20 protein-coding genes are annotated in these 20,699 nt (G+C 71.6%); 8 read left to right on the top strand and 12 right to left on the bottom strand.

Translation table 11 applies throughout. The features are described from left to right. Positions 1-21 precede the first annotated feature (21 nt). Genes ABGB18_RS24865 through ABGB18_RS24855 form a run of 3 tightly spaced genes read right to left on the bottom strand, consistent with a single transcriptional unit; the run spans position 22 to position 1,449 of the window. Positions 22-447: a hypothetical protein gene (locus ABGB18_RS24865; protein ID WP_347697985.1), complete on the bottom strand. Its 426-nt coding sequence runs from the start codon at positions 445-447 to the stop codon at positions 22-24. Between the two features lie 20 nt (positions 448-467). Further along, positions 468-1,244, bottom strand: a complete 777-nt coding sequence (uppS, locus tag ABGB18_RS24860) for a polyprenyl diphosphate synthase (protein WP_347697984.1) — start codon at positions 1,242-1,244, stop codon at positions 468-470. After that, on the bottom strand, positions 1,231-1,449 hold the full coding sequence (locus ABGB18_RS24855; RefSeq protein WP_347697983.1) for a small ribosomal subunit Rsm22 family protein: 219 nt from the start codon (positions 1,447-1,449) through the stop codon (positions 1,231-1,233). Before ABGB18_RS24855 ends, uppS begins: the two co-directional genes overlap by 14 nt. A gap of 299 nt (positions 1,450-1,748) precedes the next feature. Between ABGB18_RS24855 and ABGB18_RS24850 the strand changes: the two genes are divergently transcribed. After that, positions 1,749-2,381 (top strand): GNAT family N-acetyltransferase, encoded by a 633-nt coding sequence (locus ABGB18_RS24850; RefSeq protein ID WP_347697982.1) that lies wholly within the window; start codon positions 1,749-1,751, stop codon positions 2,379-2,381. Positions 2,382-2,581: 200 nt separating this feature from the next. On the opposite strand, the gene ABGB18_RS24845 is transcribed toward ABGB18_RS24850, so the two are convergent. The 3 genes from ABGB18_RS24845 to ABGB18_RS24835 form a co-directional block, all read right to left on the bottom strand. Continuing rightward, the gene (locus ABGB18_RS24845) at positions 2,582-3,886 is read right to left on the bottom strand and encodes a serine hydrolase domain-containing protein (protein ID WP_347697981.1); all 1,305 of its coding nucleotides are present in this window, start codon (positions 3,884-3,886) and stop codon (positions 2,582-2,584) included. A 220-nt stretch (positions 3,887-4,106) separates the two neighbouring features. Next, a complete protein-coding gene (locus tag ABGB18_RS24840; RefSeq protein ID WP_347697980.1) occupies positions 4,107-5,393 on the bottom strand; it encodes a glycoside hydrolase family 71 protein in 1,287 nt (428 codons plus the stop codon). A 115-nt stretch (positions 5,394-5,508) separates the two neighbouring features. Beyond that, positions 5,509-6,066 carry a DNRLRE domain-containing protein gene (locus ABGB18_RS24835; protein ID WP_347697979.1) on the bottom strand — a complete coding sequence of 186 codons (558 nt, stop codon included), beginning with the start codon at positions 6,064-6,066 and terminating at the stop codon, positions 5,509-5,511. Positions 6,067-6,305: 239 nt separating this feature from the next. Here ABGB18_RS24835 and ABGB18_RS24830 point away from each other — a divergent pair, with 239 nt between their 5' ends. Further along, positions 6,306-7,691 (top strand): glutamine synthetase family protein, encoded by a 1,386-nt coding sequence (locus tag ABGB18_RS24830; protein WP_347697978.1) that lies wholly within the window; start codon positions 6,306-6,308, stop codon positions 7,689-7,691. 486 nt (positions 7,692-8,177) lie between these two features. Further along, a complete protein-coding gene (locus tag ABGB18_RS24825; protein WP_347697977.1) occupies positions 8,178-9,806 on the top strand; it encodes a ubiquinol-cytochrome c reductase cytochrome b subunit in 1,629 nt (542 codons plus the stop codon). Between the two features lie 33 nt (positions 9,807-9,839). Here ABGB18_RS24825 and ABGB18_RS24820 read toward each other — a convergent pair whose 3' ends face one another. Together ABGB18_RS24820 and ABGB18_RS24815 are read right to left on the bottom strand one after the other, a co-directional pair. Then, positions 9,840-10,004 carry a hypothetical protein gene (locus ABGB18_RS24820; RefSeq protein ID WP_347697976.1) on the bottom strand — a complete coding sequence of 55 codons (165 nt, stop codon included), beginning with the start codon at positions 10,002-10,004 and terminating at the stop codon, positions 9,840-9,842. Between the two features lie 10 nt (positions 10,005-10,014). Beyond that, on the bottom strand, positions 10,015-11,235 hold the full coding sequence (locus ABGB18_RS24815; protein WP_347697975.1) for a hypothetical protein: 1,221 nt from the start codon (positions 11,233-11,235) through the stop codon (positions 10,015-10,017). Positions 11,236-11,618: 383 nt separating this feature from the next. On the opposite strand from ABGB18_RS24815, the gene ABGB18_RS24810 reads away from it, so the two are divergent. The 4 genes from ABGB18_RS24810 (at position 11,619) to ABGB18_RS24795 (ending at position 15,342) form a co-directional block, all read left to right on the top strand. Further along, entirely contained in the window at positions 11,619-11,825 is a 207-nt protein-coding gene (locus ABGB18_RS24810; protein WP_347697974.1) for a hypothetical protein, read from the top strand. Positions 11,826-11,969: 144 nt separating this feature from the next. Beyond that, positions 11,970-13,601, top strand: coding sequence for a serine/threonine-protein kinase (locus ABGB18_RS24805; RefSeq protein WP_347698167.1), 1,632 nt, complete (start codon positions 11,970-11,972; stop codon positions 13,599-13,601). Positions 13,602-13,697: 96 nt separating this feature from the next. After that, complete coding sequence (locus ABGB18_RS24800; RefSeq protein WP_347697973.1) at positions 13,698-13,856, top strand: hypothetical protein; 159 nt, start codon at positions 13,698-13,700, stop codon at positions 13,854-13,856. A gap of 190 nt (positions 13,857-14,046) precedes the next feature. Then, the gene (locus tag ABGB18_RS24795; RefSeq protein WP_347697972.1) at positions 14,047-15,342 is read left to right on the top strand and encodes a UDP-glucose/GDP-mannose dehydrogenase family protein; all 1,296 of its coding nucleotides are present in this window, start codon (positions 14,047-14,049) and stop codon (positions 15,340-15,342) included. A 166-nt stretch (positions 15,343-15,508) separates the two neighbouring features. On the opposite strand, the gene ABGB18_RS24790 is transcribed toward ABGB18_RS24795, so the two are convergent. From ABGB18_RS24790 to ABGB18_RS24780, 3 genes are all read right to left on the bottom strand, one after another. Next, entirely contained in the window at positions 15,509-16,078 is a 570-nt protein-coding gene (locus ABGB18_RS24790; protein WP_347697971.1) for a dihydrofolate reductase family protein, read from the bottom strand. 95 nt (positions 16,079-16,173) lie between these two features. Continuing rightward, positions 16,174-17,688 carry an MFS transporter gene (locus ABGB18_RS24785; RefSeq protein ID WP_347697970.1) on the bottom strand — a complete coding sequence of 505 codons (1,515 nt, stop codon included), beginning with the start codon at positions 17,686-17,688 and terminating at the stop codon, positions 16,174-16,176. Positions 17,689-17,872: 184 nt separating this feature from the next. Next, on the bottom strand, positions 17,873-18,505 hold the full coding sequence (locus ABGB18_RS24780) for a TetR/AcrR family transcriptional regulator (RefSeq protein ID WP_347697969.1): 633 nt from the start codon (positions 18,503-18,505) through the stop codon (positions 17,873-17,875). 125 nt (positions 18,506-18,630) lie between these two features. On the opposite strand from ABGB18_RS24780, the gene ABGB18_RS24775 reads away from it, so the two are divergent. Next, positions 18,631-20,109, top strand: coding sequence for an MFS transporter (locus tag ABGB18_RS24775; RefSeq protein ID WP_347697968.1), 1,479 nt, complete (start codon positions 18,631-18,633; stop codon positions 20,107-20,109). A gap of 107 nt (positions 20,110-20,216) precedes the next feature. Here ABGB18_RS24775 and ABGB18_RS24770 read toward each other — a convergent pair whose 3' ends face one another. Further along, entirely contained in the window at positions 20,217-20,657 is a 441-nt protein-coding gene (locus tag ABGB18_RS24770; protein ID WP_347697967.1) for a nuclear transport factor 2 family protein, read from the bottom strand. Positions 20,658-20,699: the final 42 nt, after the last annotated feature.

The following is a 20,699-nucleotide window of genomic DNA, read 5'->3' as shown; positions in this document are numbered from 1 at the left end:
GGACGTACGGCGTCGTCGTGGTCAGCGCCTCGAACCCCATCCGCGCCAGGATGGGGCGGCTCTGGCTGGAGGCGTCCACCTGCAGGAAGTCGTGGCGCCCGGCGGCGGTTCGAACGCCCATCGGCCGGTCCCGGCGAGCTCGCCGACCATGACGGTCTCGGCCGGTTCGGCGGTGAAACCGGCGGCCAGGAGGCGGCGCCCGAGGTCGGGGGGACCTTCGTGGCCGTACAGCTTCCACCCGAAGGAGCGGCCCAGCGCGCCGAAGTGGCGGACCTGCTCGGCGACGGCCGCGTCCGCGCCGCGGGCGTCGAGGTCCGACCAGATGACGCCGTTCCAGCCGTGCTCGGGGCCGACCTGGCGCACCACGCCACCGGCCCGCTCGACCCGCGTCCCGGGCCCGTCAGGGTGGGCCTCCCTGCGGAGCTCCCGGTCGAAGTCCGCCAGCACTTCCTCGCGGTCCCTTCGCGTCAGCTCCCGTAACGCCGCTGGCGGGCGGCGAAGCTGCGCAACGCGCGCAGGAAGTCGATCTCGCGGAACGCCGGCCAGTACGCCTCGCAGAAGTACAGCTCGGAGTAGGCCGACTGCCACAGCAGGAAGTTCGACATGCGCTGCTCGCCGCTGGTCCGGATCACCAGGTCGGGGTCGGGCTGGCCGGCCGTGTACAGGTGGCGGGCCACGTCGTCCACGGTCAGGGTCGAGGCCAGCTCCCGCATCGACTCGCCGGCCTCGGCCCGCTCGTGCAGCAGCTCGCGCAGCGCCTCGATCACCTCCTGGCGGCCCCCGTACCCGATGGCCAGCGTCAGGTGGAAGCCGGTCTCGCACGTGCGGGTGGCCTCGACGGCGCTCTTGAGCGCGCGGGCCGTGCTGTCGGGCAGCACGTCGAGCATGCCCGCCACGCGCACCCGCCAGCGCGCGTCGGGCTGGTCGAGCCGGTCGGCGACCATCTGCTCGATCACCCGCAGCAGGAAGGCCACCTCCTCGTCGCCGCGCCGCTGCAGGTTCTCCGTCGAGCACAGGAACACGGTCAGGTGCTCGATGCCCAGCACCTCGCACCACGACATCACGTCGGCGATGTGGTCGGCACCGTATTTGTGGCCCATGCTCGGGTTGGCCAGGCCCACCTGCCTGGCCCAGCGCCGGTTGCCGTCAGTGATCAGGCCCACGTGGCGGGGCAGCGGGCCGGCCATGACCTGACGGCGCAGGCGTCGGCCGTACAGGGCGTGCAGTAGGTCAGTCGTCCACATCCTCCAAGGATGGCGCCTCCACCGGTTCGGAATCTGATCTTTCCTGATTTCCGGCGCCGAGATGTCCGGGCTTGCCGGGGAGAACCGGCGGCCAGCCGTCGCCCCACTCGGCGTCCCTGGCCCGGCGGTACAGCTCGCCCTGCCGCTTGGAGACGAGCGCGTCGCGCAGCCCGTCCTCGCCGGTGCACAGGCGCAGGGACACCACGCCCTTGCGTTGACCGGGTGGCGCAGGACGCGGGCGGCGGGCCGGGGCGCGGGCACCGCCGTGGCGGCCACGTAGGAGAACTTCTCGTCCTCGAAGCCGAGCGTGCCCAGTCGCCAGGGCGAGGACCCGGCGGTCGCCGCGGCCCGAGCCCGGTTCTTCTTCCACCGCGTCCGCACGCTGGAGACCGATACCCTGGAGCGCCTGCTCGCCGGCATGTCCCGGCCGAGCCGCTCATACCGGCCTGGGATCGCTGAGAGTCGCTGTCCCGCGCCCGCCGGATCACGGCTGAAATGGGGATCATGCGAACTCTGTCAGAGCTGCTCTCCCGGGTGCAGCGCGGGGTGATGCCCGCCACCGACGGCGGGGTGACGATCCTTCCCCAGCCATCCCCGCGCGACCTGGGCGTCATCGCCTTCACCGCGCACTCCGTGATCTTCGCCGACGTCGATCCGGGCTGGGTCCGCGACCGGCTGCCGCCGGACGACCTGTCCGCGCCGCTCGGCCCCCCGTTCCTGCAGGCCCTGGCGTCCGCGACGGGGCGGGAGATCGGCGGCGTCGACCTGCTGGGCCTGGCCGGGCCGCTCCGGGGGCCGGTCCCGCTGCCGCTGGAGGAGATCACCGGCAGCGGCCATCCGCGGGTGGCGCGGGCCCGCAGGTTCCGCGACTCCGTCCGCGTGTGGACCGGCCGGGGCGGGCTGATCGCCGTGGGGCGCGGGGTGGCGGGACGGTGGGAGGTCGCGGTCGAGGTCGAGCCCGGGCACCGGGGCCGCGGGGTGGGCCGCGCCCTGGCCACGGCCGCCCGGCATCTCGTCGGGGAGCCGCTGTGGGCACAGGTCGCACCGGGCAACGCGGCCAGCGTACGGGCGTTCCTGGCGGCCGGGTACGTCCCGATGGGAGCGGAGGTCCTCCTGCCGGCCCACGACCTCCGGTGAGCTGCGCCAGGCCACGACAGGTGTGGAACGGGGTGGCCGAGCTCGGCTGGTGATCCCGCTTCGCGCCCCGCGCCCGGCCAGGGCACGCACCCACGGGCACCGCACCGACCCCACCCCGGCGGCAAGCGGTGGGGCGGGGTCGGATCGGGATGCCAGGCGGGCACCGGGTGGGCACCGGGTGGGCGCCCGCTGGGTGGGGGTCAGCGCTTGATGGTCACTCTGTCCGCCGGGAACGGGACGAACGACGGCGCCGCCGCCTTCGCCGTGGCCTGGCTCGTCCCGCACAACGCCACCAGCAGATGCTGGACCATCGCCGCGTCGATCGGGCTCGGCTCCAGATTGCCGTTCTCGTCGATCCGCTGGTACTTGGCGCGGTTGAGGCCGATGGAGATCTGGCGCTTGCCGTCCGGGGTGGACAGCGACTGCGTGATCATGCCGAAGACTCCCCCGTCGTGGCCCCAGAACCGGCCGCACGGCAGGTCGAGGGAGTAGAGCCCGAGGCCGTAGTCCAGCGCTGCCACACCTCCGACCAGCACCGGCACCGTCTTCTGCATCTCGGCGAGCTGAGCCGCGCCGATCAGCTCACCACGCAGCAGCGCCCGGTAGAACCGGTTGAGGTCGTCCATGGTCGAGGTGATGGCGCCCGCCGGGCCGGCCCAGGACATGTCGTAGACGCTGTAGTCCCGGGGCGGGTCGATGAACCCGTACAGCGACTCGTACGCCTTGGAGTGCGGCCCGGGGATGTGCGGCGTGCGCGGGAAGGACGTGTGCCGCAGGCCCGCCTTGCGGATCACGTTGCGGGTGATGTACTGCTGCGCGTCCTCGCCCGTCACCTTCTGCAGCAGCATGCCCAGGATGACGTAGTTGGTGTTGGAGTAGCTCCCGGGCAGCACACCCGGCTCACCGGTCGGGGGCGCGGCGAGGGCCGGCTCCACCAGGTCCTCCGCCGTGAACCTGCGGAAGCGGTTGTCGTCCAGGCTCTGGCCCGAGGGCTGCAGCAGCGACGGGAACACCAGGCCCACGTAGTCCGCGATGTGGCTGGTGTGGTTGAGGAGCATGCGCACGGTGATCCGCTGCCCGCGCTCACCGGGGATGAGGCCGGGCAGGTAGCGGCCCACCGGGGCGTCCAGCTCGACGGTGCCGCGGGCCACCTGCTGGAGAACGGCCACCGAGGTGAACGACTTGGTGATGCTGCCGACCCGGTGCACCATGTCCGGGCCTACCGGGCGGCCCGTGTCCACGTCGGCGACGCCGGAGGCGCCCTCCCAGGTCCGGCCTCCGTCGCGGGCCTCCGAGTAGATGCCGTACATCCCCGCCTCGTGCACGGCGTCCAGGGTCTGCCGCAGCGCCTGCCGGTCGAGCCCGGACGTGCCGGGGTCCGCCGTGCGGGTGGCGGCCGTGGCCGGGACGGCCGCCACCCCTGTCGCGAGCAGCGCGCCCGCCACGGTCACGACGGCCAGCCGCCTGACGCGACCGGTCTCTCCACGCTTCGTGGCCGACATCATTAATTGACGAGAATTCATGGACTTCAGCATGGTTCACGGCATTCGGATGGGGTTAGTCCCCTGCGTCATCGGCGGTCCATGACGCGTGTCATGACGGATCCATGACATCGGCGCCGCGCGATCGAGGCCCGCGCCCGCAAGCTGCCCGGCGTGCCGGTCGGGCGGAAAGACGACGGCCCTGACCCGCTCCTGGCCCCGGGGGATCTGGAGCGGGCCTGCGTCAGCGCTCGCTGGAGGCCGCGCGGTAGTGCAGGTCCTGCACGTACGGCGTCGTGGTGATCGCGTACGGCGAGGTCACCTTCGCCACCTCGGCGGAGCCCCTGGTGACCGTGGCCGAGGCGGTGCCCGCCCGCAGCGGGACCGTCCTGGCGGACACCCCGGCGGGCGCGTCGTAGGTCTGCGTCGTGCCGCCCACCGTGACGGACACCTTGCCCGCCTCGGTCAGCATGGTCAGCACCTCGACCGTGTCACGGGCCGCCGTGCTGCCGGAGCGCGGTTGCATGAGCTTGGTCTGCTCGTACGAGGGCGGGGCCGCGACCGGCTGGACCCGGTGGGTCAGGTAGGCCGTGTCGTCGGTGATCTCCGGACAGCCGAGCTTGTAGCAGGTCAGGTAGTAGGCGTTGATGTCCAGGTAGGTCCAGCCGGCGTTCCTGGAGGGGGCGAACTGGGTGTTCTCCGAGTAGTCGTTCCAGGTGGTGAGCTGCACCCAGTCGGCCCCGCCGTCGATCGCGCCCTTCCAGGTGGCCCGCAGGTTCTCGGTGTTGCCGGCCTCGTCGAACACGCCCTGGCTGGGACGCTCGTCCTGGACGGACACCGGCTGCATCCAGATCTTGCCCAGGTCGTGGGCGCGGTCGATGTTGGTGCCCAGCGAGCCGTTGGCCGCGGGGCTGCGGCTGCCCCAGTTGGACAGGCCGTAGCTGATCGGCGCGAAGGCGTCGCGGTACTCGTTGTACTTGACCATGCAGGGCACCAGCGCGACCTTGATGCCGTACTGCGTCTCCATGGTCTTCATCCAGTCGGACCACCAGGCGGGGGTGCGGCCCTCGGCCTTGAAGGGGGCGAGGACCAGGCGGCCGTCGGCGAGCCGGTAGACCGACTCCGAGGCGGCGAGCCCGGCCATGGCGGCGGCGAGGGCGGCGCTGTCGACGTTGGACAGCCCGTTCATGTCCGGCATCAGCACGATCTTGAAGCCGGGGTCGACGGCCTCGGCGGCCTTGACGAGGTTGCCGGCCCGCGTCCAGTTCTGGCTGGTCACGGAGAGGATGTCGACGGTGAATCCGTCCAGGCCGGCCGCGATGGCCTGCCTCACCTCGGTCTTGAGGTCGGCCAGCGCGTAGTCGCCGGAGATCGGGGCACGTCCCAGCGGCCGGTCCCTGAGCAACCCGCCGTACGCGGCGTGCTTGCCGCTCTCGCCCTCCGGCTTGAGGTAGTTCCTGGCGTAGTAGTCGTTCTCCGGCGCCTGGTTGTCCAACGAGATCGGGTACGGGCTGAAGTAGTGCGCGAACACCTTCTTGCCGGAGGCCCGCAGCGCGGCCGTGCCCGGCAGGGTGAAGGGCAGCGGTCCCGCGGTCTGCCCGCCGCCGCTGCCCTTGGTGTACGTGACGGTGAGCTTCGGCCCGCGGTCACCGGTCTCCCGGCGAGGACATCACGACGGTCGCGGTGTCCTCCGTGCCGGTCAGGGCTAAATCGTACGTGCCGTCGCCGGTCACGGCGCCCGAGACGTCCAGCCTGGCCGTCGCGCCGGCGGTGAAACCGGTGTGCGTGGCGAGGGCCGACCCGCCGAACGCCGGCCGGGTGTTCCAGGTGGTGGCGGCCTCGGTCCAGGCGCCCGTGATGGGGCGGACGGAGATGGTGGTGTCGGTCGTCCTGGCCGCGACGACGTCCAGCGTGACCTTGACGTCCTCGGCGTCGTCCGGGATCCCGGCGACCTCGAAGCGGGTCAGGGCGACCCGCTGGCCCGCGGTGGCGCTGCCGCAACCGCTGCCGCAGACGCTCATCCACGTCGCGGTGGCGAAGCTCTTGGCGGGCTCGGCCTGGCTGATGAACACGTCCTCCGCGGCGGCGAAGGTCACGCTGACGGGCTCGGCGACGGCGGACGCCCGCGCGGGGGAGACGGCGGCGGTCCCCAGTACGGCGAAGGCCGCCAGCGCCGCCGGCAGCGTCCGATATCGGTTGACCATGAAACTCCCTTGGCTCTCGGTACGGCGCCGCCGGGGCGGCGCCGACTTGCACGGCCCAGAATGAAGCAAGATCAACCGCACCACCCAGCATTTCGGATTAATCACCCTTTCTGCCGCCCGTCGTCCCTGTCCGGCCAGGCCGATTGGGCGTGGCACGCCTGCGCGAGGCCCCGCCGACTATAAAGTGACCCGGTCGTCGAGCAATCCCGCGCTCGATCCCGTGACCTGGGAGGATGTCGATGGTCGACCTGCTTGCCGCCGACGCGCCGCGGACCGGTCCGGAGGTTCCGGATCTGACCCTGTCGGGCGTCGTCGGGGTCACGATCGTCTGGGCCGACAACAACGGGATCCCCCGCTCGCGCACGGTGCCGGTGAGCCAGTTCGGCGCGGCGGTCGAGCGCGGTGTCGGCGTCACGCCGCTGTTCGCGGTGTTCGACTCCCACGACGGGATCACCTTCGCGCACGCCCCGCTGGGCACGCCGTCGGGCGACATCCGCCTGATGCCGGTCCCGGATCGGCTGGTCCAGCTCGCGGGCCAGCCCGGGTTCGCGTGGGTGCCCGGCCGGCAGGTGGCGGCCGACGGTTCCGCGTGGCCCTACGACCAGCGCGGGGTGCTGGAACGCCAGGTCTCCCGGGCCGCGGACCTGGGGCTGGACTTCCTGGCCGGCTACGAGATGGAGTTCCACCTCAGCCGGGCGGACGGGGACGACGGCGACGACCTGCGCCCCGTCTACCAGGGCCCCTCCTACGGACCGGCCAAGATGCTGGCCGTGGACGCCTTCGCCGAGCAGTTGCTGCGCGACCTCGACCGCAACGGCGTGCCGGTGGGGCAGTTCCACGGCGAGTACGGGCCGGGCCAGTTCGAGTTCAACATCGCCCCGGCCGACCCGGTCACCGCCGCCGACCGGCAGCTCCTGGCCCGGCAGACCGTGCACGCGGCCGCCCGGGCGCACGGGCTGCGGGCGAGCTTCGCTCCCCTGGTCACCCTCGGCCAGGTGGGCAACGGCTGGCACCTGCACACCTCGGTGTCTCGCGCCGGAAAGAACCTGCTCTCCGGCGGGGACGGTCCCGCGGGCATCACCGCGGAGGGCGGCGCCTACCTGGCCGGGCTGCTGCGCGACCTGCCCGCGGTCGTGGCCGTCACCGCTCCCAGCCTGTCCTCGCTGCAGCGGCTGCGGCCCGGCTACTGGTCCGGCGCGTACACCTTCTGGGGCGTGGAGAACCGGGAGGCGGCCCTGCGGCTCGTACCGGCCACTCCCCTGCTGGGCGCCGGGCACGCCAACGTCGAGCTCAAGCCGTCGGACGCCTCGGCCAACCCCTATCTCGCGCTCGCCGCCGTCATCGCCGCGGGCCTCGCCGGCATCGAGGACGGCCTCACGCCCCCCGACCCGGTGCAGGAGGACCCCGGCAACTGGACCGACGGGCAGCGGGCCGAGCGCGGCATCCGCCGCCTGCCCACGACCGTCGCGGAGCAGCTCGGCGCGTTGCTGGGCAACCAGCGCGTCCGGGGCGCGCTGGGCGAGGAGCTGATCGGCGCCTTCCGTGCCGTACGCGAGTCCGACGCCGCCCGGGCGGCCGACCGTGACGCGGCGGAGGTCGTCCGCTCCTACCGCTGGCTGTACTGACGCCTTGGGCCGGGCGACCGGCCAGGGGCAAGGGAGGGTCGGCTCCGGCCCCAGGTCAGGCCAAGTCCGCATGAGGCCGGCGGGCCTTGCGCCGAGGGCCGGATCAGGAGGCCACCACCGGCCGTCGTGGTGACATTGCCCCTGCCATGGCCGCGCTTTGCCCTGGCCGGAAGGCGATGGGCCACGCCTGGACCACCGCCGCACGCGATGCTCCCGAAAGGCCGGCCGGGTGCCCACGGCCCCGCGCGGGCCGGGCAGGTTTTGGCCCCTGTCACCGGGAACGGGATGGCTAGACAGCGCCACCTGACCTCGCGACACATCGCGCCGGTCGGCGGACGGCATCGCGCCGATCGGCGCGGGCATCCGCGCCCGCGCCCGTCCACTCCCCCGGCTGCTCATCGGGGGATCGGGAAGAAGCGGCCGATCGCCGACAGTGGCCCGCTTCGTCCTGCGGAAGCGGGGCCGGGGCAACCGAGGAGGCCATGGATGACCAGAACACCGAAGGCCCTCGCGACCGTAGCCGGAGAACTCGACGACCGGCTCGGAGCCGCGAACTTCCTCAAGCGGAATCTGCGCAAGATCTTCCCGGACCACTGGTCGTTCCTGCTGGGCGAGATCGCGCTGTACTCCTTCATCATCCTGCTGCTCACCGGGACGTTCCTCACCTTCTGGTTCGAACCCAGCATGCGGGACGTGATCTACGACGGCCCCTACACGCCGCTCAAGGGCGTCGCGATGTCCCAGGCGTACGCCTCGACGCTGGAGATCAGCTTCGAGGTACGCGGCGGGCTGCTGCTCCGGCAGCTCCACCACTGGGCCGCCCTGCTGTTCCTCGCCGGTCTGATGGCCCACATGCTCCGGGTCTTCCTGACCGGCGCCTACCGCAAGCCACGCGAGCTGAACTGGCTCATCGGGGTCGCGCTGCTGGCCCTCGCCATGATCGAGGGGCTCACCGGCTACTCGCTGCCCGACGACCTGCTGTCGGGCGCGGGGTTGCGGATCACGCAGGGCGTCCTGCAGTCGATCCCGCTGGTCGGCACCTACCTGTCGTTCTACCTGTTCGACGGGGAGTATCCCGGCAACGTGGTGATCCCGCGCTTCTACGCCTTCCACATCCTGCTGATCCCGGGCCTGCTGGTCGCGCTCATCACCGCCCACCTGACCCTGATGTGGGTGCAGAAGCACACCCAGATGCCCGGCAAGGGCCGCACCGAGAAGAACGTGGTGGGCGCCCCGCTCATGCCGGCCTTCATGGCCAAGTCGGGGGCGTTCCTGCTGTTCACGACCGCTGTCCTGGCGGGCCTGGCGACCTTCACGCAGATCAATCCCATCTGGCTGTTCGGACCGTACACGCCGGCTGACATCTCCGCCGGATCCCAGCCGGACTGGTACATGGGCTTCCTGGAGGGCGCCCTGCGCCTCATGCCCGCCTGGGAGATCGTCTTCCTCGGGTTCACCGTCCCGATGAACGTGCTGATACCGGCCCTCGGACCGATCGGGCTGATCCTCACCGGGCTGGTGCTCTATCCCTTCCTGGAACGCTGGATCACCGGTGACCGGCGCGAGCACCACATCGTGGACCGCCCGCGCAACAACCCGCACCGCACCTCGATCGGCATGGCCGCCATCACCTTCTACGGGGTGCTGTGGCTGCTCGGCGCCAACGACGTGATCTCGTCCAACTTCCACATCAGCCTCAACTGGACGACGTACGCCGGCCGGGTGCTCATCTTCCTCGGCCCCGCCCTGGCCTACCTGATCACTTACCGGATATGCCTGGGCCTGCAGCGCTCGGACGCCGCCACCGTCAGCCACGGGGTGGAGTCGGGCGTCATCAAACGCCTGGGGCACGGCGAGTTCATCGAGGTCCACGCGCCGCCCGCGGAGGACATCGAGGCTCATGTACGCGGTAAGGAGCCCGTACCGATGCTGCCCGCGGCCAGCCGTGAGGGCGAGCGGGTCCCGCCCAAGGAGGCACGCGGCCCGCTCGGCCGGCTGCGCATCCGGATGAGCCGCACGTACGGCGGCGAGAAGATCCCCCTCGACGGGCACCGCGAAAGGAGGCCGGCCGTCAGGAAGAACCGGCGCGGGAAACCGCCTCCGCCGCCCGGCTGAGCCCGGGCGCCCCGTCCCCGTCTCCGGGGCGTCTCAGGGGCCTTCGACGATGCTCCAGAGCATGCCGTGGAACTTGGCGTGGTCGGAGGCGGGGATGGCGGCGAGGCGTTCGCTGATGGCCGCGTCGCGGGCGATGGCTACCTCCGAACCCGAACGTAGCTGATCGCTCCTGACATCCGGGACACGCACCTGCCGCATCACCGCAGGGCTACCTGGGGGCGGGTTTCTCGGCGCGCAGGAGGTCGGTGACGGTGGTGGCGCGTAGCAGCCGGGGGTGCAGCGCCTCGGCTCGGGGCGCGGGGATGCCGCCCGCGCGGGCGGCCTCCGTCAGCACCCACCCGAGCCAGGCGTTGTCCACGGGGTCGCCGTCGTCCCGCCGGATCAGCGGCTCTCCCGCCGAGCGATCGGAGCACAACTGCCGCAGTAAGGAGCGGGCCCGCACACCCAGGGGGAAGGCGACCGCCCCGTTCTGCTGGCCGCGCAGGACGACGATGCCAGGCCGGGCGTCCTCCCCCTCACCCCCGGCGTGGATGTCCTGCAGGGTCAGGCGTGCCAGCGTGGCGGCGGCGGCCCCGGTGGCCTCAAGCAGCGCCACCGCCGCGGCCTCGGCCGCCCGGCCCTCGGCGGCCAGGCGCCCGATCCCCTCCCGCAGGAGCCGGCGCTCCTCCGGCGTGATCGCCGGCACGGCGTCGGTCTCACGGCCCAAGCCGATCCTCGGGCCGGCATCCCGAACCGCATGGCCCGGCTGACCGGCGTCACGGGCGGCGCCGGGCCACGGACCAGCGTCGCCGACCTTGCCCGCCTGCGCACCCGCATCCCACGCGGCGCCGACCGGCCGATCGGGGTCGCCGACCGGGCCGATCTTCGGGCCGGTGGCGTGCGTTGAGGTGGTCTGCGGGTCAGTGGCTTGAGCTGGGGTGGCCTGTGGGCCGGTGGCGGGTGCCTGGCGGAGCGCGCCGCGTTCCCAGGCGTAGGCGTAGAAGGACGACAGTGCGGTGCGTCTCTTGGCCACGGTCGCCCCCGCCAGGGGCTTGCCGGGCGTGCGCACCCCGACGGTGAGAGCGCCCGAGCGGGCGGCCTCGCAGTAGGCGTCCAGGTGTGCTCCGGTGGCCGCGAGCGGCTCCAGGGCCGGGTCGAGCGTGCGCAGCCAGCGCAAAAACGCGGCCAGGATCTGCAGGCGGCTCCGGCGGCTCGCCATGGAGGGCGTGTCGCGCAGCCAGGCGACCACCGTGCGCCAGGTCGGCGGGTCCAGGGCGTCCACCAGGTCCACGTCGGCGCCGCGCACGTCGCCCCCCGCGTCGGACCGGCCGCGTGGTCGCAACCCCGCCAGGTGCCCGACGCTGCTCACGCTCAGGACACGGGCCGGCGCCACGCGGGATTTGCGCTCCGCCCGCCGGCCGTCGGCGGGGCGCACGGACGTGGATTCCATGATCGTCATCAGAGCAGGCCCCACCTTGTCGGCGCGACCCGCACCCCCGGGGACGCCATTCCCCCGTGGCCGATCGTGCGGGGCGTGCGCGGGGCATCGCCACCGTGGTTGGTCGCGCGGGCCGCGAACGGGACACCGCCACCGAGGCCGATCGTGCGGGCCGTGTGCGGGACAATCTGCCAGGACCGGCCGCTCGAACGGTCAGCGCGCCGCGACACGCCCTCTTCGCCTGACTTACCGATCATGGTCACGATCATCTCACGGAGTGCCGCCTGCGCCGTCCGGAACGGCCGTCGGCCCCGGCCCACGCGCAGGTCAGCGTGGCCAACGCCGTAAGCGAACGCGACCATGCATCGCCGGCCCGCCGACATCCATTCGGCGGCATGCGCGTGCTGTTGGCCGGCCTTGCGGCGGACGGTCGCACCTATCCGCTGATCCCGCTCGCGATCGCCGCGCGCGGCAGCGGCACGACCCTCGGCGCGCTCTCCGCCGGCGTGCCGCGACTGATGCCGCCCCAGGGAGCCGGCCAGTTCGCCAGCGCCGACGCGGTCACCTCCACGCCTGCCTGCGACTGCTCCCCGGCGAGTTGATCTCGGGCCTGCTCCCGCCGTCGGAGTTCGAGCGGCTGGCGGAGAAGACAGCCGCGTACGGTTGAGACCCCGAGGTCACGGCTGAGTGTACGAGACGGACTTTCCATCCGTTTTGAGGACACGATCCCTATGATCGTCCCCGTGATGTCCTACCCCTCCCCCACCGTCGCCGCCCTCAGCGACCAGGATCCCCGAGAGCTGGGCCGGTACCGCGTGGCCGGCCGTCTCGGCGCCGGCGGCATGGGCAGCGTCTACCTGGCGGAGGGCCCGACCGGCCTGGTCGCGATCAAGGTCATCAAGCCGCACCTGGCGCACGACCCCGACTTCCTGCGCCGGTTCCGGATGGAGGTGGCGGCGGCGCGCAAGGTGAGCCGGTGGTGTACGGCGCCGGTGATCGACGCACAACTGGACGACGCCCCGCTGTGGCTGGTGACGGAGTACGTCCCCGGCTTCGACCTGGGCCGGCACGTCAAGGAGCACGGGCCGCTGACCGGGGCCGCCGGCGAGTCGCTCGCGGTGGGCGTGGCGGTCGCGCTGGCCGCGATCCACCAGGCCGGCATCGTGCACCGCGACCTCAAGCCGGGCAACGTGCTGCTCTCGCCGTTCGGCCCGCGGGTGATCGACTTCGGGATCTCCCGCGCGCTGGACACCGAGCAGGCGACCCGGTCCGGCCAGATGCTGGGCACGCCGGGCTACATGGCGCCGGAGCTGTTCTCCGGGCAGGTGGAGCCGGCCGCGGACATCTTCGCCTGGGGGTGCGTGGTGGCCGCCGCCACCTCCGCCACCGCGCCGGGCAGGTCGCCGTTCGCCGCCGACAACATGATGCGGGCCTTCCACCGGGTCATGCAGGAGGAGCCGGACCTGGACGGCGTCGAGCCCGCGTTGCGCCACCTGGTGCGCGCCGCGCTGGCCAGGGACCCCGCCGCGCGCCCCACCGCGGAGGAACTCGTGACCAAGCTGTCCGGCCCGGGCACGACGGTGGCCGAGGTCGCCCGGACCGTACGGCTGGGCGTGGGGTACGGGCCGGCCGTTCCGCCGCCCCCGCCGCCCGCGACTCCCATCCGGCGGCTGCGTGACCTGGTGATCGGCGCGGGGGCCGGAGTGGTCGCGGTGGGAGTGGTGGCCGCCGCCGTCGCCGGGCTGCGGGCACTGCCGCCCTCCCCGCCCGAGGGGGGCGCCCCCCTCTACAGCGAAGCCTTCTCCAGTGACGAGTCGGGCTGGGAGAACAGCGGCCTCACCTCGCCGACGACCTCGCGTGGCTACACGGGCAACGGCTTATACACCATGGCGGAGGACGTGTCCAACAACACGCAGTGGTCCACCGCGCCGGTGAACGCCGTACTCCCCGGCCGGGCGCTCGTCTCGGTCAAGATGGACCTCAGATCGAGCGTGAACAGCTGGAACGGCGTCTTCTGCGAATACTCGGCGACCGACGAGGCCAAGGACGATCTGATCTACATCCTGCAGATCGGCACGGGCGGGCAAGCCAAGATCACCAAGGTGGCCGGGGGCGACTGGGACGATCTGACGCCCGACCTGCCCATTCCCGGGTTCGACCAGAGGAGGGCGGCGCAGCGGTTGCGGGCCGAGTGCGTACGCGACGGCGACGAGGTGCGCATCGCGGTGTGGCTGGGCGAGGACCTGGTCGCGGAGCACATGGACGAGGGTGTCACGACCGCCACGGGCAATCCCCGGTTCGGCTTCTACATGGACGCGGGGGAGAACTCGAAGAGCCGCGTCTTCTACGACGACTTCACCATCGCCCCGCTCGCCTGAGCCCGTTCCGGCGGCCGGAGCCGTATGCGGAAATACGCGCGCGGGTCCGGGTGTTCGCCAGATCTAGTTAAACATTAAACTAGAAAGGCGCGGACCATGGGGATCGAGTACCTGTTCATGCTGGTCATGGGGCTGATCATCGCGGCCGTCGTGGCGATCTCCCCGATCGTGATGGCGTTGCGGGGCATCAGGAGCGGGCAGTGGCCCACCCTGCGGCGCCGCCGGGTGATCTGGCGCGGCTTCGTCGTTCGCTGACCCCGGCGCCGCTTGGATCGGCGACCAGCACGCCCCATTCTGCCGCGAGCTCCCCACGTGGCAATCAAGGGTGTTGGGCCTATTGCCTATGGAGATCGCACACGACAAGTTAAGGTGAACACCTTTCACGGTCTCCCCAACTCACTCCCAGGCAGCGGCTCTCCCCCGCGCCGGAAATGGACGGTCGGTCATGGTGGCCAAGGTGGAACGGCGGGTCGCCGTGTTCGGTGCCGGGTACATCGGGCTGGTGACCGGCGCCTGCCTCGCGGAGCTCGGTCACCGAGTCGCGATCCGGGACATCGATCCGGAGAAGGTCAGGCTCCTGCGGGCCGGCGATCTGCCGATCTACGAGCCGGGGCTGGGTGACATGATCACGCGCAACAAGGAGCGCCTGACGTTCACCCTGGACCTGGGCGAGGCCCTGAAGGACGCCGAGATCGCGTACGTGTGCGTCGACACCCCGCCCTCGGCCTCCGGCGACGCGGACCTGTCGCGGGTCTGGTCGGTGGTGACCTCGCTGGAGGGCGCGGCGCACCTGAAGGCGGTCGTGGTGAAGTCCACCGTCCCGGTGGGCACGGGCAGCCGGCTGCGCGCCGTCCTGGACGCGGCCGGGCTGGGACACGTCGGTTACGTCGCGAACCCCGAGTTCACCGCCGAGGGCACGGCGGTCCGTGACTTCATGCAGCCGGACCGGGTCGTGGTCGGCGCCGCCGACGAGGACACGGCCCGCCTGGTCACCGACCTGCACGACGGCGTGGACGGGCCCGTCGTGGTGATGGACGTACGCTCGGCCGAAATGGTGAAGCTGGCCTCGAACGCGCTGCTGGCCACGAAGATCAGCTTCATCAACGAGATCGCCACGTTGTGCGAGAAGACCGGCGCCGACGTGCAGGAGGTCGCCCACGCCGTCGGCCTGGACCACCGTCTCGGCCCGCACTTCCTGCGTCCCGGGATCGGCTGGGGCGGCTCCTGCTTCCCCAAGGACTCCGAGGCGCTGCGGCAGCTCGCCAACAACACCGGCTACCACCTGCAACTGCTGTCGGCCGTGATCGAGGTGAACAACCTGCAGAAGCGCCGGGCGATCCAGAAACTCAAGGACGAGCTGGGCACGCTGGTGGGCGCGCGGGTGGCGTTGCTCGGGCTGACGTTCAAGCCGGGCACCGACGACATGCGGGAGGCGCCGAGCGCGGTGCTGGCCGGCCGGTTGCTGGCGGAGGGCGCCGAGGTGCACTGCTGGGACCCGATGGCCCGGCCCGCCGAGACCGACCCGTGGATGTTCACGACCCGGCACGCGAACCCCGAACTGGCGGTCGAGGACGCGGACGCAGCGATCATCGTCACGGAGTGGCCCCAGCTCAAGGACGTCGACTGGACGCGGGCGGCGTCGCTGATGCGGCGACCGGTGCTCTTCGACGGGCGTAACCTGCTGGACCCGGCGGCGATGCGCGCGGCCGGGTTCACCTACCTCAGCGTCGGACGGCCGTAGCCGTCCGGTGGTGCCGCCCGGGACGGCGCCCCCGGACGCACGCATGACCGCCGCAGGGGCGGGCGGGGACTCATCCTCCTTCATGACGATCAGGCTGGGTCTCCAGAACGAGATCTGCGGAGATGGTGCGTCACTCGCGGACGCCGATCGGTTGCACGGTGCGCACCTATCGGGAGGCGAGCCGGTAGTGCGACACCACGACCTGGCCGTCGAGTGCATGTGAGCCGACGAGCCGCAGCTTGTGGCGCTGCTCCGGCGCGGCGAACAGTCGCCGGCCGCCGCCGAGCACCACCGGGTGCACGGCGATGTGGTACTCGTCGATGAGCTCCAGCTCGGTCAGCGAGGCCGCCAGCGCGGCGCCGCCGGTGAGCAGCAGGTCCCCACCGTCCGGCCGGGTCTTGAGGGCGGTGACCTCCTCGGCCAGATCGTCGTTGACGACGCGGCTGGTCCACTCGTCGCCCGGATACGTACGGGAGAAGACGATCTTCGGTGTGGCGCGCCAGAAAGGCGCGAAAGCGGCAACGTGTGCATCGTCCGACATCGACTCAGCGTTCGGCCAGAATCCGACCATCATCTCCCACACCGGACGTCCGAACAGCAGAGTATCGACCCCCTTGTCCAGGCCCTCGGAGTACGCGGACAGCTCTGGCCCCATCACCGGCCAGTCGAACTCCCCGTTGGGCCCGTCGATGAACCCGTCCACCGACGCGTGCACCCAGTAAATGATCTTACTCATGAGTTGTCTCCTCTTGTCTGTTCGGTCATGGACAGATCGAAGCCGACCGCTGTCCGCGGCAGCGAGGCCACGGTGACCGCGGCTCGCCCAAAGGATCAGGCAGGCGTAACGACGTCGGCCCCGTCAGGGTTCGATGAGGGAGCCACCTCGTCGTCAGTGGCCCGGCTTGCCGGGCGCATGGTCAGGATCAGTACGGCCAGCCCGGCGAAGATGGCCGCGGCGATGGCGCCGGTGACGTGCAGACTCGCGGTGAACGCCTCCCGCGCGGTGTGCAGCAGCTCGGCGCCCTGGCCGGGAGGAAGATGGCGGCCGGCGGTGACCGCGGCGGCCAGCGAGTCGGACGTTCCGCCCATCCTGCTGCGGTAGACCACCGCCGCAAGCACACCGAGCAGCGCGAAGCCGAGCGAACCGCCGAAGTAGTTACCGGTCTCCGACATCGACGCCGCCGACCCCGCGCGTTCCGGCGGCACCGCCCCGACGACCAGCCCGGTGCCCAGCGCGAACAGCGGGCCGGTGCCCAGCGCCAGCACGGCGATACCGAGCATCACCAGCGGCAGCGCGCCCCCACCGCCGACGCCGACCAGCAGCAGGCCGCCCAGCGCCGACCCCACCAGCCCGCCCGCGATGGCGGTGGTCTGCTTCATCCGCCGGGCCAGCAGCGGCGCGATCATGGTACCGGCCGCCGTCCCCAGCCCCATGGGGATGAACAGCAGCGCCGATACGAACGGCGAATGGCCCAGCACGCTCTGCAGGTACTGGGTCACCAGCAGGCCCGTCCCGGCCATGGCGACGCCGGCGAAGATCAGCGCGATGAGCACGGCCGTGAACGGGCGGTTGCCAAGCAGCCGCAGGTCCAGCAGCGGCGTCTCCATCCGCAACTGCCGGCGTACGAACACCACGCCGAGCGCCGCACCGACGACGAGGGCGACGGCCGGCACGAGCGGTGCGCCCTGGACGGCCAGTTGCTTGATGCCGTAGATCATCAGGAGCACGGCCGCCAGGGACAGGCCGACGCCGGCGGGGTCCAGCCGCCCGGCACGGTCGCTGCGGAACTCGGGCAGCAGGACCGGTCCGGCGATCACGACCAGCGCCATCACCGGCACCGCGACCAGGAACACCGACCCCCACCAGAAGTACCGGAGCAGAAACCCGGCGAGCACCGGTCCGAACGCGCCGCCGGCGAACTGGCAGGTCGCCCAGATCGCGATCGCCTTCCCGCGGCCGCGTTCGTCGCGGAACATGTTGGTGATCAATGCCAGGGTCGACGGCGCCAGCGTCGCCCCGGCGACGCCCAGCAGGGCACGCGTGACGATCAGCATCAGCGGGTCGACCGCGAACGCGGCCACCACCGACAGCACCGCGAACGCCGCCGCCCCGATCACCAGCAACCGCCGGCGGCCGATCCGGTCACCGAGCGTCCCCATCGTGATGACCAGGCCCGCCACCATGAATCCGTAACCGTCGCTGATCCACAGCTGCTCGACGTCGCCCGCCCCCAGATCGGCGCTGAGCCGCGGGAGCGCGAGGAGCAGCGCCGTCGTGTCCAACGCGACGAGGAAGGTCGGCAGCGTGAGGAGGACCAGCCCCAGCCACGTGCGGTTGACTCGCATATCCGAAAACTCTCTGTTCTCTCGACGTCTCGTAGGGGGGTCGGAGCGGCGGAGAGGTTCTCGACATCGGACTCGTACGAAATCTCCCGGCGGACGATGTCGCCACGACGAGGTCCTGACGGGGGCCTATGCGTGTGAGCAGGGCTGACGGAGATGGCCTGACCGCGGGCCGGAAGGCCTCCGGTCAGGGGGCCAGGGCGGGCGGCTCGCCGGGGAGGGTGCCGGGATCGGGGATGCGCAGGCCGTCCAGGACGACCTGGAGGTTGCGCTCCCACTGGCGGGCGCCGGCCTGGAGGCCCAGGGTGTGGGGTCCGGTGGAGGACGCGGCGACCATGAGGAAGGCCACGTCCTCCCAGGTCACGTCCGTGCGCATCGCTCCGGCCCGCTGGGCTCGCTCGACCAGGAGCCGGATGCGGTCGCGCAGCTCGGCTCGGGAGTGGTCCAGTACGTCGCCGAGGCGCTTGTTGACGTCGCACAGCTCGTTGCGCAGATGAATGTAGGACAGCGCGAACATCGCGAAGCCCGCCCAGGGGTCGGGATCGGCCATCCCCTCGTCACCCTTGGCGACGATCTCCCCCAGCACCTCGCCGAGGACCGCCTCGAGCAGGGTCTCAAGGGAGCCGACCCGGCGGTAGAACGTGCCGATGCCCACACCGGCGCGGCGCGCGATCTCGTGGGCGGTGATCTCGCCACCCTCGACGGCGGCCTGACGGGCGGCGGCAACGAGGCGTTCCACGTTGCGCCGGGCATCGGCACGCGGAAGCCGGCCCGAACCGTCGTCCAGGAGCCGGTCCACCGCAGGTGCTGCCGTTGTCATGCGACCAGCCTAGCAATAACCGGACCGACCTAGTCCGATTTAAGTGGACAAGTGACGTCCGGTTGGGTTAGCGTCTGCATCCGGACGCGTGGCGTCCACTTAAGCTGGGAAACGCGAGGTCGATCATGTCCAAGATTCCGTCAGGCCCGATGAAGATCACGGCGCTGGCCGCCGGGTTCGTCATGGCGAGCCTGGACACCACCGTGATGCAGGTCGCCGGGGCCACCATCCAGGAACGCCTGCACGCCTCCCTCGCCCAGCTCACCTGGGCCGTGGACGGCTACGTCCTCACCTTCGCCGCCCTGCTGATGCTGGCCGGCGGCCTGGCCGACCGGGTGGGCGCCAGACGGATCTACATGTGGGGCATGGCGGTCTTCGGTGTCGCGTCGCTGGCCTCCGCCCTGGCACCGGGCATCGAGGTCCTGATCGCGGCGCGCCTCCTCCAGGGGGCCGGGGCGGCGCTGTTCATGCCCAGCTCACTCGCGCTGCTGGTGCGGGCCTTCCCGGACACGCGTGAACGCACCAAGATGCTGGGCGTCTGGTCGGCGATCGTCTCCTCCTCCATGGCGCTGGGCCCGACAGCCGGCGGCATCATGGTCGGCGCGTTCGGCTGGCCGAGCATCTTCCTGATCAACCTGCCGATCGGCATCGCGGGCATGCTCCTCACCCGCCGGCACATCCCCGGGGCCGCAGGGAACGCCCGGCCGCTGGCGGCCCCCGGGCACGCCGCCGTCATCGTCGCGCTGGCCGGCATCAGCTTCGCGCTGATCGAGGGACCGCAGCTCGGCTGGACCGCGGCCCCGGTGATCGGCGCGATCGCCGCCACCGCACTCGCCGCCGTCCTGCTCATCGGCCGCGAGCGCCGCACCGACAACCAGGTGATGCCCTGGACACTGTTCCGCGGCGCCCGTTTCGCCGGCGCCAACGCCGTGGGGTTCCTGTTCAACGCCGCGTTCTACGGCTCGCTCTTCATGATCGGCCTGTACGTCCAGCACGCCCGCGGCGCGAGCCCGCTCCAGGCCGGACTGGAGATCCTGCCTCTCACGATCTTCATCCCGGCCGGCAACATCGTCTTCGCGCGCATCTCCGGCCGCGTCACCACCGGCCCACTGCTGGCCTTCTCCCTCCTGGTCGCGGGGGCCGCCTCACTGGCCCTGGTCGCCCTCACGCCCTCCACCCCGTACTGGATGATGGCCGTCGCCCTCGGCCTGACCAGCATCGCGGGCGGCTTCATCTCCCCCGCCATGACGGCGGCCACGGTGAACGCGGCGGGCAACCGGCACGCCAACACCTCAGGTTCGGTCCTCAATGCCAACCGGCAGATCGGCTCCCTGGTCGGCATCGCCTCCATCGGCGTCGTCCTGGCCGTCACCCCTGGCTGGACCGGCGGAGCCGCCCTGTCGTTCCTCCTCGTCGGCGCCGCCTACATCGCCGGAGCCCTGATCGCCTGGCGCCTCATCCACCTGCCCGAACGCCGCGAGTCCACCACCCCGGCCGCTACCGCGCCGGCCCCCAAGTCACAGCCCCACCACGCCGGGCAGGCGCCCCGGCCGGGCTCCACCCGCACGGCGCAAGCAGATCTCGCGTGCGGGCAGCCACGATGACCGAGACGCCGTCGCCGACCAGACGGCGCGGCGTGGCCGACGACGCGATGACGACATCGGCCCCCGCGGCGACGGCCTGCTCCGCCGAGGTCGCCGACGTCGGCGGCCTACTCCGCCGCAGCGGCCAGGCGGGCGGGAAGTGGGGCCAGGGAGTAGTTGTCCCAGATGAAGGCGTCCATCTGGTGCTGGTCGGCGGAGAGGTTGACCACCCGGTCGACCTTTCCGTCGGCGTTGAAGTGCCAGACAAGTGCCCACATGGTGTCGACCTTGCCGACGCCCTTGGTGGTCCAGCCGCGGTGGATGTCCACGACGTACTCCTCGTTCGCCTCCAGGAACAGCGGATCGGCCTGGAAGCCAGACTTGCCCAACTCGGTGAAGAACGCGACGACCTCCTCCACCCCTCGCTTGACACCCGACAGGGGGTGATGCCCGGGGATCGTCCACTCGATGTCGTCGGCCAGCACCGCGCTGATGCCCGCCAGGTCGTGGGCGGCGTAGGCGGTGAAGAACCTGCCGATGGCTTCGATCTTGATGTCTTGGGTCGTCATGGCAAAGCGCCTTTCGTTGCGTGAAACAGCCTCCCCCCGGAG

The sequence above is a fragment of the Nonomuraea sp. B12E4 genome, from assembly GCF_039871825.1.
In the GTDB taxonomy this organism is placed as follows: domain Bacteria; phylum Actinomycetota; class Actinomycetes; order Streptosporangiales; family Streptosporangiaceae; genus Nonomuraea.
The sequence above is the reverse complement of the archived record's forward strand: the minus strand, read 5'-3'. Positions and strand labels throughout refer to the sequence as shown.